This window comes from Actinoplanes sp. NPDC089786, from assembly GCF_040684855.1.
Classification (GTDB): domain Bacteria; phylum Actinomycetota; class Actinomycetes; order Mycobacteriales; family Micromonosporaceae; genus Actinoplanes.
Window position 1 is genome coordinate 53,183 of record NZ_JBFBGU010000011.1, and the last position, 15,347, is coordinate 68,529.

The window sequence follows — 15,347 nt, forward strand, 5'->3', positions numbered from 1 at the left end:
GTTATGGATTGTTCGAGGGCGTTGGTGAGTTCGGTGCTGTCGTCGGGTTCGGTGGTGGGGCCGGTGTGGTAGTCGGATGTTATGGATTGTTCGAGGGCGTTGGTGAGTTCGGTGCTGTCGTCGGGTTCGGTGGTGGGGCCGGTGTGGTAGTCGGATGTTATGGATTGTTCGAGGGCATCGGTGAGTTCGGTGCTGTCGTCGGACGCGGTTGACTCGTCGGGTTCGGTGGTCGGGTCTGGCTGTGGTTGAGGATCTGGTGCTGGAGTGGCTTCGGACGGCTGTTCGAGGTCCGGAGCGGGTTCGGCCGTGCCAGGTACAGCGGGCAGCGGTTTGTTCAGGTCGATGGGGTTTTTGACCGTGTCCGGCGGGTTGGGTTCGGGGGTGGAGTCTGGCCGAGGCTCCGGTGCCCGCTCGGGTGCTGGTCGGAGAGCCTGGGATTGTGAAGCCAACTTCGGCACGAAGCGTCCAGCAGCTTTCGGTTCGCTGGGTTCGCCGGGAGAACCTCCCTGGAGCGCTTCAGACCGGGGCCCAGGCAGGGAGACCGCCGGAGGGACGTCATCACGGCGATCGGGCGAGTTCGGTGAGTGTGGACGGCCCGCGCCTCGGCGGGTATCACCCAAGTCCAGCATCGCGCTGATCTGCGAGGATGAGCCGACCGTTGACGGTAGTCCGGCCACTGGTGTTCCGTCAGTCTCGACGACCTGCCATCGGAGATCGACTTGAGTGCCCAGGATGGCGCGGGCGCGTTGTTCCAGCTGATCCGCCGGGAAGGAGCGAGGGGGTTCTCCGCGGCCATCTCCAGGGTCGAACGCGTGAAGCGTCCCATCCGGCAACGACATGACCGCGAAGACGTGACCGATCTGGCCGAACCCTGAGCCGAGTGAAGGCCGGCCCATCGAGACCACCGCCCGCCTGCCCGGCACTGCGCCGCCGAGCCCCTGACGCACCGCCGCGAAGCTGGTCACCGGTGGCCAGGATGCCGGGGGGACCGCGCCGCGCCACACTGCGCCCCGGTCCCGCGCGTCGGTGTCGGCCGCCCTGCCTTGAGCGGACCGGGACGGCACCGACAGTTGCCAGAACTCGTCCACTACGGCCAGACACCACTGCGGCCCTACCACGCCCGGGGCCCGTTTGCCCGCGGCTTGAACGGCCAGGCGCCCCAGGTCCTCGATGTCGGATGGCTTCTCGATCGGCCGGCGGGTGCCGAACGCACCCTCGGTCGAAGGCTCGGCGCGCGCGTGAGTCGCCTCGGCTGTGGAGGCCGACGGTTGGGTCGCCGACTCGGCCGTTGCGGGAGCCCTGACCGAGGTTCCGTGCGCGCTGGACTCCGCGTGCGAAAGCGGAAGCGGTGTGTCAGCCGCAGTCGGGCCGGCAACTGTGCTCCGGCTCGAGGGGGCCGGCTGACTACTCGCTGACGTGGGTGCGGCGGTGTTTTGGGCGGTGGTCGGATTCGTGGTTTGTGAGGCGGACGCCGAGGCCTGGGGTGCCGGGTTTTGCGGCGTGGCGGCCGAGTCCGCGGTTGGGTCGGTAGTGCCCGATTGCGGGGCAGCCGGCGTTGTACCGGATTGAGTTATCTCCTGGCCCTGGTGAGATGGCGGTGTGGTGGTGGTAGTAGTAGCGGTGGTGGCGTTGCTGGATGTGTCGGCCGGTGGCGGCGAGGGCTGGTTCACGGCAGCGGCTGCGGCGTTGCCGTCGTAGTGCAGGGGCAGGCCCGCCTGGGCGGTCGTCGGCGCCGAGCTGGAAGAAGCCGCCGGAGGCTGGTTGGTTGGGCTGGTGGGCGAGGCCGCGTTGGAGAGGCCGGGGTCGTGGCTCGTCGAGGCCGACGACGTGTGGCTCGACGCCGACTGTTGTACCCCGTCGGGAGATGTGGTCACGGTGCCTACCGGTGTAGCCGGTGGTGCCTGGCCGGGTGTGTCCGCCGTGGAGGTGGCGGCCACGGCATCCGGAGCCGAAGTCGTCGGCTGGGCGGCGGCGCCTGCGGCCGCGTCGGCCGGCGCCTGGTGGGTGGCACCGGAGGCCGGGGTTGTGGTGGTGGCCGGTGTGCCGTTGGGAGTTGCTGCGGTTTGGTCAACGGTCTGGTTGGTGCTGGTGGTGGGCTGTCCGACGGTGGCGGCTGTGCCGTCGCTGTTGATGGCGGCGTTGCCCTGGGTGCTGGCCGAACTGGCCGGATTACCGGCTGCGGGCGATGCGGAGCCGCCGTCGACTCCTCGGCTGGACGACGTGGCTCCGGCCGTCGTGAGGGTGCTGGTTGGTCCGGTCGTGCTAACGGGCGGGTTCGATGCTGCGCCTGCGTGTGCCCCGTTGCCGTTCGTGCTGCCGGTGGGAACAGACCTTGCCCCGCCCGCGGCGGCCACAGGGGGTGCCTGTAGCCCGGGATTGGCGGCTTCCTCGTACGCGGGTGGCGCCGGCGAGTAGGGGGGTGGTGCGTCGTCGTAGTCGTGGCCGCCGGTGTTGCTGTCGTTGTGGCGGGCGACTTGGATGCCCAACATGCGCTCGAGGGCGTGGTGGAGTTCCATGGGCAGGGCGCCGGTGAGGAAGGCGTTGACGAAGGTGGCGCCGAGGCCGCCGAAGCTGCCGCCGAGTACGCCGATCATGCCGGCTTCGACAGGTACTTCGGCGGCGCCCTCGAGCAGGCCTTGGACTCTGCCCCGGTGCATGAAGTCCTTGCCGAACATCTTGTTGCCGATGAGGTTGTATTTGGAGATGAGCAGGCCGATGAGCAGGCCGGCGACGAAGTCGGTGATGGCGCTTTCGGTGTCGAAGTCCTTGGTGCCCTTGCGCTTTTCCTGAGCGTACTGGACGGCCTGGGCGAAGATGTTCTCGGAGATTTCCTGGACGCCTTCTTCGGCGCCTTCCTTCAGCATTTTCGCGGCGATGTTGATCAGGCCGTGTTTTTCGAGGGCCTCGCGGACAGTGGCGGCGGAGAACACCTTGGGGATGCTGCCGGTCTGCTGGGCTGCCCGGAGGAGATCCTGGAGGTTGCTGGGCCGTCCGGCGGCGCCGGGCACGGGGGTGCCGCGGAGCTCGGCGAGTTTCACGGCCGTGTTCATCAGTTTGGATCGGCCGGCGACCCGGGTGGCGTAGAAGAGCAGGCCGCCGAAGGCGATCCATTCCATGGCGATGGCGAAGCCGATGCCGGGGTAGGTGACGGCCTCGGCGAATTCGACGGCGATGAAGGCCATGCCTTGGATGAGGGTGATTTTGGTGTGCTCGGTGGTGAGGGCCAGGCCGAGGGTCAGTTGCGCGGCGATCGACATCAGCGCGAGGTCGTCGGCGACGCCCTGCATGACGGTGCTGGTCTCGGCGTAGGCCAGGTCGGCGGTCTCGCCTTCGAGGACTTGCGGGATCCGCGCGGCGAGATGTTCGACGCCACTGGAGGCGCGGGCGTAGTCGGCGGAGAAGGCGGCCATCTTGGCCTCGGCCGACCGTATCGTGGATTCGCTCTGTGGGGGGTAGTCCTCACCCATGGCGAACCACTTGATCATCCCGTAGACCCCGTACAGCTCGCGAGGAATGTCGAGATCGCCGTACGGCATCGGTCAGTCGCCCCTTTGAAGCTGCAGTCGTCGAAGGTACGAGGGGAATGCGCTCGTTCAGTCCTGCTGCAAGAACTCCACGATCTCGCGGGGCAGCGTCGGCCCGGCGGCCGGCAGGAACGACGCCGGGTCGACGTCGCCGGCGAGGAGCTTCTCGACGTCCACGCCGGGTGGCAGTCTCGGGGCGAGCACCTCGGCGAGCTTGCCGGCCACCTCCTTCGCGGCCTCATCGATCGTCTCCATCAGGAGCGTCGCGAGCTCGGCCGGCGCGAGCCGGCGGTAAGCGGTGCCGGTGAACTTGATGTCTCGTACCGCACCGGAATGCGAGACGGTCACGGACACCTCGCGCCGTGCAGAGGTGGCCGTCGCCGAGATGGCCTGGATCTGCCGGTAGCGTTCGGCCGCCGACTCGCGCTGCTTACGGAATGCGCTCAACAGCTCGTCATGCGAGAAGCTCACAGGTTTGCCTAACTTCCGAAGATAGTGGACCGACCGTCATGCAACGGCGTCCGAAGTGATGGTGGCAAGTGTGGTCCGGCGTGGACGGACGAACGCGCAATCATTCCTACCCGCGAGATCGTTGGCCCAGCGTCGAGCGTCGATCAAAGGGGCACCCATGCCAGCCAGGGAGCCAATGGGAAATCCCGTGACTTGCACCAGATGTCGACTGCCGTGACAGTGGTGTCGGCGCGACCGGCCGGTTCGCGCCGACACGCTCCGGCATCGAGGAGAACCGTGGTTGACAACAGTGGTATCGGTAGCGATTCAAGAACTCTCCACGCCGTTTACGGCCAGCTGAGCAGTTCGCGTGGCGGCATGACCAACGCCCAGGCGAGGGTCGAGGATGACGTGGCGATGCTGCATAAGGTGTTTCAGGGGGACTTCGGGTCCAAGGAATACTTCGATGCCATGAACGTATGGAACGAAGCCTGCGGATCGATCACCCGCAGCCTCGATGCGATCATTCACAAAATGCAGGAGGAGGTAGCGGCGCTTGCTCACACCAGTGGCGACGCCTCCGACGCGGCCACGCAGGTCGGATCGGTCGTCCGCGGCCTTCCCATCTGAAATACGTAACTGGTTGAAATACGAAAGGAGTCGTCATGGTAAACCTGCAGATGAACCCGGGTGCGGTTGACACCGTAGTCGACAATCTTCAGCGCTCCAACGGCACGATCAGGGATCAGCTGTCGGCGATCCATGATTTCGCGAACCAGCACCGCGACACTTGGCACGGCCCGTCTCGTGAAGCCTATGACAAGGCTCAACTGCTGTGGGGCAACAGTGCGCAGAATATGAACAACGCGCTCGGGGTGGCTGTGACCAAGCTGGCCGAGATGAAGGCGGCGATCATGCGAGGCGAGGCTAGGAGCGCGAGCGGCTGGGGCGACGTCAGCGCTGGTCTGCCCCGATAGAACGCAGCGGGACATCTGGCGTGCGGCCGCCGCTGCGGCCGGCCTTCGAACCGGAGCAAGGGCCCGACGTAAAGGCTAGGGAATGGCTATTGAAGACTGGCATAGCAAACTGAAGTACAACGTGAATCCGGAGGATATTCACAAGGATTATCCATCGGATTTCAGTGATGCCGACGTGCACAATGCCACGGAGTTCTTGAAGCGATACGCCAGCGGCTACGGCGACAACCAGTGGATGAACTCCAACTGGACGAGCCTAACTGAGCTCGATGATGAAAAGGCCGCGTATCTGAAGTTTCGTGAACTCGTCGAGAGAAAGTTTCTGGAGGATCCGGCGTCGGACGGCGCATACGGCGAGGGCACCAATTACCTGCCCGGGGACGGTCAGCAGGAGAAGAAGGAAGAGGCGCATCCCCCCGAAGACGGAGACCTGCCACCGCCGGTCGCCGGCGGCGAGGATGGTGATGCCAAGCTCGCAGTCAACACCGAGGCCCTCAAGACCTTTTCTTCCAACCTGGAAAAGCTGCGCCTGCGCCTGGCGACTGTCGCCAAAACTCTTTCCGAAGACGGTCCCATCAAGCCTGGGACGGCTTTCAGCGCGGCCGCTCTCCTGACGGACGCTGTCGAGGGAGCCGCCGGAGTCCGACCGGCCACGACTGACTATCTGACGAAGATCGACTACTCGTTCACGCTCATCTGCGACAAGATTCAAGAGATCAGCAAGGATTACGACAACGAGTCGGAAATGAACAAGATGACGGCCGAGAAGCTCGCAAAAGTCATGACCGAACCCTTCGGGCAGCTTGGCGGGCTGGAGAAGAAAGAGGCCTGAACCTCTCCGTCCTCGTCGCGCCGAAGATCCGCGTCATCCAAGCTACGTTATCGCCGATAGGGTTTCTTCAGTAATGACATCCCCTTCGCCGTTCAAAACCGGCGCCGACAGCTCCGTCGTTCTTGACCCGACGCAGAAGGCCGCGGCCAACGCCGCTACGACGAGCGACTACATGGGGTTCGACTGGAAGCAGATCAAGGCGGGGCTGTTCGGCTCCGGCGGGCTCACCGGTTCCGATACCAACGCCAAGACCGGAGCCACGGTGGGACAGGGGATGGTCGACCCGTCGTCGCTCATCACGGCGGGCAACGTGTTCGCCCAGGCGACCGTCGAAATGGAGGCCATCGCCGACAATCTGCTGAAGCAGGCACGCGGTCTTGCCGGTGAGGGCCGCCCTTGGACGGGGCCGGCGGCCGAGGCGTTCCTGGGGAAGATGGAATATGTCGCGGCGTCCATGAAAGCGCGGGCCGCGACTCTCTATGGCGCACCGCTGACGTCCGAGGTGAAGCTCGATGGCGCCACCAAACCACCATCCAATGTGGCAACGCAGCTGTGGACGGCGGGTAACGCGCTGTCGTGGGCGCGCACCGCGGTGACAAAGATCGAGAGTTTCTACGCGAATTACGCGGCCACCGTCGAACCGCACGCCGTGCAGCCCGACGGCACGGTCTTCGTCAGCCTGGTACCTGGGGTGCCGGAGAAGATGACGACGGCGATGCGCAAGGTGATGACCCAGTTGGTGGCGAAGTACAAGACGGACGTCTATCACGCGCCTGCCCCGGACCCGGCCGACTTCAAGCCCCCGCCGCCCAAGGCGCCGGACATTCCTCTACCGAAGGTACCTCCTGCGAAGGAGCCGCCGCCCGATGTTCCGGGTGCTGACAAGCCTCCGGGTGCTGACAAGCATGTGCCAGACATCAAAGTCCCGGGTGACGACGACAAGGATCCGAAGCCCGAAGGGCCGCCCGACGACAAGAACAACCGAGTCGGCGAACACATCCCCGACATCGAGATTCCGCCCGGCGACCCTCCGCCCGGATCCGGCCAGGGCAAATCGGCGCCGGACGAGTTGATGAACGCCCTGAGCCCCTACGTACCGCCGGGTTCGGGTTCGAAGGCCGGCACCGGCGGAGGTGGCGGTGGCGGCACGGCCGACGTCAAGGTTCCCGACTTCCCAGGTGCGGGTTCGCCGCAGGACATCGGTCCCGGGCCCGGTCCGGTCGGTTTCGCTCTGGGCGGAAACGGTCCGGGCGCGTCCGGCGGCGGCGCTTCGGCCAACGAACGCAAGGCGGCCACGGTGCCTCCGAAGGTGCCCACCATCGAGAACCTCGGCTCGCCGCCGGAGGCCGTTTCGAGTCCGATCCTTCCGGAGGGTTCTGGAAGCACGACCGTTCCTGATCTGCCACCGTCGAGCCTGCCGCCGGCCGCGACCGGCGGCGGAAAGACGGGCGACTCCGGCAGCGGATCCGATTCTTCCGGTCTGTTGCCGGGCAGTACTGATCCGTGGGTGCCGGATGCGCCCCCCACCGGAACGCCGGCCGGAGTGGGCGGTGGCTCAGGTTCCGGTGCGTCGGGTTTCGCCGGCGGCGGTGCCGATGTCGGCGGACTGGGTGATGCGGCCGGCGGCGCCGCGATTCCGGAAGCGCCGCACGTCGGGGGCCTGGACGGGAGCGGCGGCGGAAGCACCGCGGGGTCCAATGCTGGTGCTGGTGCTGGTGCTGGTGCTGGTGCTGGTGCTGGTGCTGGTGCTGGTACGGGTGCCGGATCGGCGGCCGGGCTCGGTGGCGGCGCGGGCACCGGTGGTGGGGTGCCGCCGATGATGCCGATGATGCCGCCGGGTGCGACCGGTACGGGTGCACCGGAGCGTTCTGACGCCGCGGGGCTGCTGGCGACGGATACCGCGCCCTGGACGACGGGCGTGGGTACGGATCTGGTGGGCGAGACCTTCCCGGGCACGCCTGGCGGTGAGGGCGGTGCCGCCCCGGGTGGTGCCGGCTTCGACGGCACAGCGCCGGGTCTTCCGGCCGGTTCCGGTGTGGGCGTCCCGGAGGACGATGCAGCGGCGGGCGGTGGCGTGACGCATCCGGCGACGCCGGAGCTCGGCTCGGCGGGCGGTGTGCCACCGATGATGCCGATGATGCCGCCGGGCGCGACCGGTACGGGCGCACCGGAGCGCTCTGATGCCTCCGCTCTGGTGGCCACGAACGCGGAGCCCTGGTCGGGCGACACGGCGCCGCCGGAACAAGCGAGGGGTGGAGCCGGCCAGGCTCATGGGGGAGAAGGCTTCATCGGCGCTCCGCCCCCGCCTCGGCCCGCGCCGCCGCCCCCAGCCGAGAACAGGCCGTCCGTGCCGCCGGTGCCGGCCGGCCTCCCGGCCGTCCCCGAAGAGGCCGATCCGCCGGCCGACCGCGTCGCGGTCGTCGGGGACGGCGACGACGACTTCGGGTCATGGGACCAGGACGGGCTGCCGTGGAACACGCTGGACGACGGCGAAGACGATGAAGACGACGATGCGCTGTGGTTCTCGCCGCCCCCGCCCGTGACGGACCAGCCGATGATGGCGGTCGCCGCCATGTCACCGTCGCCGTTGCGGGCGTGGCGTCCCGAGCGGGAAGGCAGGACCAGGTCGGACGGCGATGTCGAGGGCACGCCGCAGATGTCCGCCGCGGAGCCGGACGACGACACGCTGCAACGGCTCATGGCGGAGCGTGATGCCGCGGCCGAGGCGGCCCGTACGCGAGGCGAAGCCGACCAGGACGACGGCGAGGACGACGCCACGGCCGGTGACCAGAAGTCCGCCGACCAGCGTCAGGCACTGAGGCTCCTGCAGGCCGAAGACGACATCTGGCCGACGCGCGCGGCGGGACCGGGGGTGATCGAATGAGTACGGTCACCGTCAAGCGCCCGCCGCGCCTGGAGGGCCCGCCCCTGCCGACCGGCGACGTCGAGCTGCAGGAGCCGCCGGTCATGGCGGAACCGGCGCCACCCGACATCCGCGCCTTCCTGATGGCCGTGCCGATGGCGCTGGGCATGGGCGGCATGATGCTCATGTTCGGCATGTTCAGCCGCTCGCCCGCCATGTACGTGATGGGCGGCGTGATGTTCGTCGGCATGATCTCGATGGGCTTCGTTCAGATCGGCAAGGCGACCGGCGAGCGCAAGGCCAAGATGAAGTCCGAGCGGCGCGACTATCTGCGCTACATCGCCCAGCTGCGCAAGAAGGCCCGCGCCGACGCCGACGAGCAGCGCAGCGCGGTCTTCTGGAACAACCCCGACCCGGCCCGGCTGTGGTCGATCGCCTCCGGCAGCCGGGTCTGGGAACGCCGGCCGGTGCATGACGACTTCGGGCGGGTACGGATCGGGCTCGGCACGCAGAACTCGGCGATCCACTATGTCCCGCCCTCGACCAAGCCGATCGAGGACCTGGAACCACTGTCGGCGATCTCGCTGCGACGCTTCTCCGAGGCCTACCTGACGATCGACGGAATGCCGACGGCCATCGGCACGCGGAGCTTCACCAGCATCGAGTTCGCCGGAGAGTTCGCCGCGTCCATGGATCTCTGCCGGGCGATCGTCGGCCAGCTGGCGACCTTTCATGCCCCGGACGAGCTGCGGCTGGCGGTGCTGACCGACGGCCACGCCGACGACTGGGAATGGGTCAAGTGGCTGCCGCACAACGCCCATCCCACCGACACCGACGCGGCCGGTCCGGTCCGCCTGTTCGCGCACGATCACGACGAGCTGATGGCGCTGCTCGGCGCTGACCTCGGCGAGCGCGGCGAGCACGACGCCACCGCCCGGGTGGGAGCGTCCGAGCCGTTCATCGTCGTCATCGCCGCCTCGATCGAGATCCCGGAGGTTTCACGGCTCCTCGGTGAGGGAATCCGCAACGTGCTCCTGCTGGACGTGACCGGCCGGCTTCCCGGTGGCGCCAAGGTGCTGCGGCTGACCGTCCGGGACGGAGCGGTCGAGTACCCCACCGGGACCAAGACCGGCCGATCGGAGGCTGACGCGCTGAGCCGGGCCGAGGCGGAGGTCCTGGCCCGGATCCTCGCGCCGAAACGGACCAGCGGGACGCTCGAGGTCGTCGACGAGTCGCTGGAGTCGGACTTCGAGCTCACCACCCTTCTCGGGATCAAGGACGCCTACTCCTTCGACGTCCCGGCGATCTGGCGTACCCGCCACGCCCAGCGGGCCCGGTTGCAGGTGCCGATCGGCGTGACCGAGGGCGGCGAGGTCATCGAGCTGGACCTGAAGGAGTCGGCGCAGGGCGGCATGGGCCCGCACGGGCTGGTCATCGGTGCGACCGGTTCGGGCAAGAGCGAGCTTCTGCGTACGCTCGTCTGCGCGCTCGCCGCGACCCATTCGTCGGAGATCCTCAACCTGGTGCTCGTCGACTTCAAGGGCGGCGCCACCTTCATCGGCATGGAGAAGCTGCCGCACACCTCGGCGGTCATCACCAACCTGGCCGACGAGCTGCCGCTGGTCGACCGGATGCAGGACGCGCTCAACGGCGAGATGACCCGCCGGCAGGAGTTCCTGCGGGAGAGCGGCTACGCCTCGCTGTTCGAGTACGAGAAGGCGCGGGGCGCCGGCGCGCCCCTGGTCCCGTTCCCGGTGCTGCTGGTCATCGTCGACGAGTTCAGTGAGCTGCTCAGCAGCAAGAGCGAGTTCATGGACCTGTTCGTCTCGATCGGCCGGTTGGGGCGCTCGCTCGGCGTGCATCTGCTGCTCGCCTCGCAACGGCTGGACGAGGGCCGGATCAGCCGGGTCGAGGGCCACCTGTCCTACCGGATCGCGCTGCGCACCTTCTCGTCGATGGAGTCGCGGGCGGTCATCGGCGTCGGCGCCGCGTACGAGCTACCGTCCGATCCCGGAAACGGTTATCTGAAGGTCGACATCACCAGCCTGGTCAGGTTCAAGAGCGCGTACGTCTCGGGTGGCTACGCCCGTCGGATCGCACCGGCCGAGGAGGACGACCGGCTGCGGGTGGTGGCCGAGATCGTGCCGTTCGGCACCCGTACCATGTCGTCGGCGCCCGGCGTGTACGGACGACCGGTCGCCGTCCCGATCGAGGAACCGGCGCACGACGCCGCCCAGCCGGACGATCCGGCCCTGATGGACGTGCTCATCGATCGGCTGGCCGGGTCCGGCCCACCAGCTCGCCAGGTCTGGCTGCCACCGCTGGCCGACGCGCCGAGTCTCGACGCGCTGCTGCCGTCGATCGTCCCGGATCCGGAACACGGCATGATCGTCCAGCGGGAGGTGCTGCGTGGCCGGCTTCGGGTGCCGGTCGGCGTGGTGGACCGCCCGTACGATCAGACCCGGGATCTGCTCATCGCCGACGTCTCGGGCGCGCACGGCCACGTCGGCGTCGTCGGCGCCCCGCAGAGCGGCAAGTCGACGCTGCTGCGGACGTTCGTCATGTCGCTGGCCCTGACCCACACCCCGCGTGAGGTCCAGTTCTATGCCCTCGACTTCGGCGGGGGCGGCATCATGCCCATCGTCGGCCTGCCGCACACCGGCTCGGTGGCCACACGGATGGAGCGCGACCGGGTGGTCCGCACGATCGCTGAGATCACCGGCATCATGGAGCGGCGTGAGGCCGCCTTCGCCGCACACGGCTTCGACTCCCTCGGCAGCTATCTGGACGCGTGCGCCCGGGGCGTGCTGCACGATCCGCACGGCCATGTGTTCCTCATCATCGACGGCTGGTTCACCCTGAAGCAGGACTTCGAGGCACTCGAGGACCGCATCCGTGAGCTGTCCTCGCGAGGGCTGTCCTTCGGGATCCACATCGTCATCGCGGCCACCCGCTGGTCGGAGATCCGTACCTGGCTGCGCGATCTGCTCGGCACCAAGCTGGAGCTGCGGCTCGGCGACTCGATCGAGTCGGAGGTCAACCACCGCAAGGCGGCGCAGGTGCCCGACCAGGCCGGCCGGGGGATGACCAGCGACGGCATGCACTTCCTGGCCGCCGTGCCGCGGCTCGACGGGCGCAGCGGAAACGTCGACCTCGGTGAGGCGACCAAGGCGATCGTCGAGGAGATCGCCACGTTCTGGCCTGGGCCGCCCGCCCCGCCGGTGCGACTGCTGCCGGCCCGGTTGCAGGTCGAGGATCTGCCGCCCGCTCAGCCCGAGTTCAAGGTCTGCCTCGGTCACGACGAGACCCGGATCGAACCGGTCTGGCACGACTTCATGAGTACGCCGCATCTGCTCGTCATGGGTGACATCGAGACCGGCAAGACGAACGCCTTGCGGCTCGTGCTGCGGGCGATCGCCGAGCGGTATCGACCCGACCAGGCGAAGGTGGTGCTCGGCGATCCCCGGCGTGACCTGGACACCGCGATCCCGGACGAGTACGTCGTCGGCCGCGGTATCACCAGTGAAGCGGTGAACGAGCTGGCCAGGCAGGCCCTGGTGTCGATGCAGGAACGCATGCCGGGCACGGACATCTCGTCCGAGCGGCTGCGGCGCCGGGACTGGTGGGACGGCCCTGAGGTCTTCGTGGTGATCGACGACTACGACCTGCTGAGTTCCGGCCTGAGCAGCGTGCTCGAGCCGATCACCCCGGTCCTCGCCCAGAGCGTCCACATCGGACTGCATGTGATCATCGCACGGAGCACCTCCGGGGCGATGCGGGCCATGACCGATCCGGTGATCAGGCGGATCTGGGAGCTCGGCTCGCCCGCGGCCCTGCTGTCGTACCCGAAGGACGAGGGCCGGTTCATCGGCGAGGCCGCACCCATGCAGTTGCCGCCGGGCCGGGCCCAGCTCGTGACCCGCCGCGGCGTGAAGCTGATCCAGACCGGCATCGTCACGGCCGGCGTGACGGCGAAGGAAAACGCATGACGACCGCATTGAACAGCGACATCTGCCGGGTCACGGTCGTCGGCCCGGACAAGCGGATCGATCTCGCCGTACCGGTCGCCACCATGGTCGCCGCGCTGATCCCGGCCCTGGTCCGGCGGGTCGGCGGCGACGAGGAGGAGAGCGTCGGCGGCGAACGGATCTGGCGGCTCCAGCGACTCGGTGAGCCCGCTTTCGACCCCAGCGGTACGCCGGAGTCACTGGATTGGCTGGACGGTGAGGAGTTCCACCTGACCCTCAACGAGAACGCCATCCCCGAGCTGGCCTACGACGACCTGGCCGACGGGATCGCCTCGATGATCAACCGGCGCGACGACCGATGGCAGCCGGAATACCGCCGGCCCCTGTTCCTGGCCCTCTCGGGCCTGGCCCTGACCGCCCTCGCGGCTTTCCTGGCCCACCGGGGGACCCGAGTGCTGAGCGTCAGCGCCGCACTGACTCTGGTCGGCGTCTTCGGGCTCACGGCGGTGCTGTTCGCGCGCCGCAAGGACGCGATCACGGCGATGGTGTTCAGCCTGGCCGCGGTCGTCCTGTCGGGGGTGGCGTTCCTCCGGCTGACCAGCCCGGCGCCGGATCGCTTCGATCCCGGCGCGACGAGCCTGCTGGCCGCGAGCGACGCGATCGTCGTGAGCGCCCTGGCGCTCTACGTCTGCCATCTCCTCTGGGCGCGGCGCCTGCCGTACCCGCCGTTGCTGGTCCTGTTCCTGACCGGCGTCGTGTTCGGCTTCGAGCTGTCGATCGCCGGCTATTTCGAGATGAGTCACGCCACGGCCGCGGGCATCACCATGTCGCTGATCTTCTGCCTGGTGGTGTCGGCCGCGAAGATGACCCTGCGGCTGGCCGGGCTGCGCGGGGTCCAGCTGCCCAAGACCGGTAGTGAGCTGCAGTACGACATCACGCCGGCGAAGGCTGATGACATCCAGCGGCGTACCGATCGGGCTGACAACTATCTCAACGTGCTGTGCGTGACGGTGGGTCTGACCGCGCCGATCCTGCAGCACGCGGTGCTGGGTGAGGACGGTTTTCTCGGTCCGCTGATGGTGCTGGTCGTCTCGAGCTCGCTGCTGCTGCGGGCCCGGGCGTTCCTCGGTCTGTGGCAGCGCGTCTCGCTCGTGGTCGCCGGTGGCTCCGGCTACCTGCTGGTGGTGTTCCGGTTGTCGGAATCGGTGCTCGGCGACGGGCGGCTGCTGATCCTCACCGGACTGCTCGCGCTGACCGTGGTGCTGATCATGGCCGCGCTCCGGCCGTGGCCGCAGCGGCTCCTGCCGGTCTGGGAGTTCACCGCGACCATGCTGGACCTGGTGCTCGGCCTGTCGATTCTGCCGCTGCTGCTCTGGCTGGCCGGGGTTTACGGCTGGGCCCGCGGACTCTTCGGATAGGGGGCGGGCGATGCAGACTCAACGTGATCATGTGCACGCGCATGAGTTCCAGATGGGCCGGATGAGCTCGGCCCTGCTGCTCGGCGATCCGACTCAGCCGGACAGTCCCTCCAAGCGCACGGTCATGGGCATCGTCATCGGGGTCATCGTCGGGTTGCTGACCGCGGCGGGATTCGGCGTCTACGGGTTCCTGGTGCCGGGTGGGAGCAAGGAATGGCGTACGCCCGGGGTGATCATCCAGGAGAAGGGCACGGTCAACGAGTACGTGTACGTGGGCGGACGGCTCCACCGCACGCTCAATCACGCTTCGGCCCTGCTGATCTCCGGAGGGAACGGCACCGTGTCGGTCTCGGCGAAGTCGCTCGCCGGCGTACCGCGGGGCCGGCCGGTCGGTCTGATCGGTGCGCCGCAGCTGGTTCCGGCCGCCGGGCAGATCTCGACCGGGCCGTGGCAGGTCTGCACCTCGGGTGGTGAGGCCGCGGTGAGTCTCGGCTCGACCGCCGTGGCGCCGATGAATGACAACGCCTTCCTCCTCGTGTCGGCCGGCTCACAGACATACCTCCTGTGGCGGCAGCACCGAATGCTGGTGGCCGACACGGCGGTGCCGGTGGCGCTGGGCGCGGCCAGCGCGCTTCCCCTGCCGGTCCCGCCGGACTGGCTTCGGGAGCTTCCGGACGGCGGCCAGGTGTCGATCCCGAAGATGCCCGGGCAAGGGTCTCCCGGCGCGCGGGTCGCCGGTCGACCGGCCACCATCGGCCGGCTGTTCCGGCTGGGCGGCGACGGCAGCGATCAGCTGTTCGTGTTGCGCCAGGACGGCCTCGCTCCGGTCAACCGGACCGCCTTCGAGCTGTTGCAGGCGGTCTCCCACGGCGCCCCGGTGACCCTCAACGCCGCCGAGCTCGTGGCCGCGCCTCGCTCGCGCGACCGGACGTTGCTCGACATGTTCCCGGGACTGGACGCCGCGACCCCGGTGTCCCCGGCCGGCAAGATCGTCTGCCAGCGCCAGGCGTTCGTGGGCAACCGGATGGAATCGACGATCGCGATCGTGGAACCCGCGGCCATGGACGCGGCCACGCCCGGTCGCGGACTGCTTGCCTACGCGATGGACAAGTCCGCGGCCGCCGGCGACCCGGTCCTCTTCCTCATCACCGATGACGGCGTACGGTACCGCCTGTCGAACTCCAGGACCCGCGACGCTCTCGGTCTGGGGCAGGCACCGGCCGTCCCGATCTCGCGTTACGTGCTCGACCTGTTCCCGGCCGGTCCCGACCTGAATCGTGACGCGATCAACCTGGCCCGGCAGGGCTGACCGATG

9 protein-coding genes are annotated in these 15,347 nt (G+C 68.3%); 7 read left to right on the forward strand and 2 right to left on the reverse strand.

Annotation, left to right across the window (positions count from 1 at the left end; genetic code table 11):
- On the reverse strand, positions 1-3,536 hold a 3,536-nt coding region (locus tag AB0O15_RS27775; RefSeq protein WP_364323916.1), incomplete at its 3' end, for a hypothetical protein.
- Positions 3,537-3,593: 57 nt separating this feature from the next.
- Entirely contained in the window at positions 3,594-3,971 is a 378-nt protein-coding gene (locus AB0O15_RS27780; RefSeq protein WP_364323918.1) for a YbaB/EbfC family nucleoid-associated protein, read from the reverse strand.
- 381 nt (positions 3,972-4,352) lie between these two features.
- Here AB0O15_RS27780 and AB0O15_RS27785 point away from each other — a divergent pair, with 381 nt between their 5' ends.
- The 7 genes from AB0O15_RS27785 to eccB all read left to right on the forward strand — a co-directional run bounded on the left by AB0O15_RS27785 (position 4,353) and on the right by eccB (position 15,341).
- Entirely contained in the window at positions 4,353-4,604 is a 252-nt protein-coding gene (locus AB0O15_RS27785) for a hypothetical protein (protein WP_364323920.1), read from the forward strand.
- Between the two features lie 35 nt (positions 4,605-4,639).
- Positions 4,640-4,951: a WXG100 family type VII secretion target gene (locus AB0O15_RS27790; RefSeq protein WP_364323922.1), complete on the forward strand. Its 312-nt coding sequence runs from the start codon at positions 4,640-4,642 to the stop codon at positions 4,949-4,951.
- A gap of 82 nt (positions 4,952-5,033) precedes the next feature.
- Positions 5,034-5,783 carry a hypothetical protein gene (locus tag AB0O15_RS27795; protein ID WP_364323924.1) on the forward strand — a complete coding sequence of 250 codons (750 nt, stop codon included), beginning with the start codon at positions 5,034-5,036 and terminating at the stop codon, positions 5,781-5,783.
- Between the two features lie 73 nt (positions 5,784-5,856).
- The gene (locus AB0O15_RS27800; RefSeq protein ID WP_364323926.1) at positions 5,857-8,667 is read left to right on the forward strand and encodes a hypothetical protein; all 2,811 of its coding nucleotides are present in this window, start codon (positions 5,857-5,859) and stop codon (positions 8,665-8,667) included.
- Positions 8,664-12,635, forward strand: coding sequence for a type VII secretion protein EccCa (eccCa, locus tag AB0O15_RS27805; RefSeq protein WP_364323928.1), 3,972 nt, complete (start codon positions 8,664-8,666; stop codon positions 12,633-12,635). Before AB0O15_RS27800 ends, eccCa begins: the two co-directional genes overlap by 4 nt.
- Positions 12,632-14,032: a type VII secretion integral membrane protein EccD gene (gene eccD, locus AB0O15_RS27810; RefSeq protein ID WP_364323930.1), complete on the forward strand. Its 1,401-nt coding sequence runs from the start codon at positions 12,632-12,634 to the stop codon at positions 14,030-14,032. The genes eccCa and eccD overlap by 4 nt, the downstream gene beginning before the upstream one ends.
- A 10-nt stretch (positions 14,033-14,042) precedes the next feature.
- Positions 14,043-15,341: a type VII secretion protein EccB gene (eccB, locus tag AB0O15_RS27815; protein WP_364323932.1), complete on the forward strand. Its 1,299-nt coding sequence runs from the start codon at positions 14,043-14,045 to the stop codon at positions 15,339-15,341.
- Positions 15,342-15,347: the final 6 nt, after the last annotated feature.

What these genes read in the sequence shown, in the direction of transcription:
- eccCa (WP_364323928.1), top strand. Translation starts at nt 8,664, where the DNA reads ATGAGTACGGTCACCGTCAAGCGCCCGCCGCGCCTGGAGGGCCCGCCC.
- eccD (WP_364323930.1), top strand. Translation starts at nt 12,632, where the DNA reads ATGACGACCGCATTGAACAGCGACATCTGCCGGGTCACGGTCGTCGGC.
- AB0O15_RS27795 (WP_364323924.1), top strand. Translation starts at nt 5,034, where the DNA reads ATGGCTATTGAAGACTGGCATAGCAAACTGAAGTACAACGTGAATCCG.
- AB0O15_RS27790 (WP_364323922.1), top strand. Translation starts at nt 4,640, where the DNA reads ATGGTAAACCTGCAGATGAACCCGGGTGCGGTTGACACCGTAGTCGAC.
- AB0O15_RS27785 (WP_364323920.1), top strand. Translation starts at nt 4,353, where the DNA reads ATGACCAACGCCCAGGCGAGGGTCGAGGATGACGTGGCGATGCTGCAT.
- eccB (WP_364323932.1), top strand. Translation starts at nt 14,043, where the DNA reads ATGCAGACTCAACGTGATCATGTGCACGCGCATGAGTTCCAGATGGGC.
- AB0O15_RS27800 (WP_364323926.1), top strand. Translation starts at nt 5,857, where the DNA reads ATGACATCCCCTTCGCCGTTCAAAACCGGCGCCGACAGCTCCGTCGTT.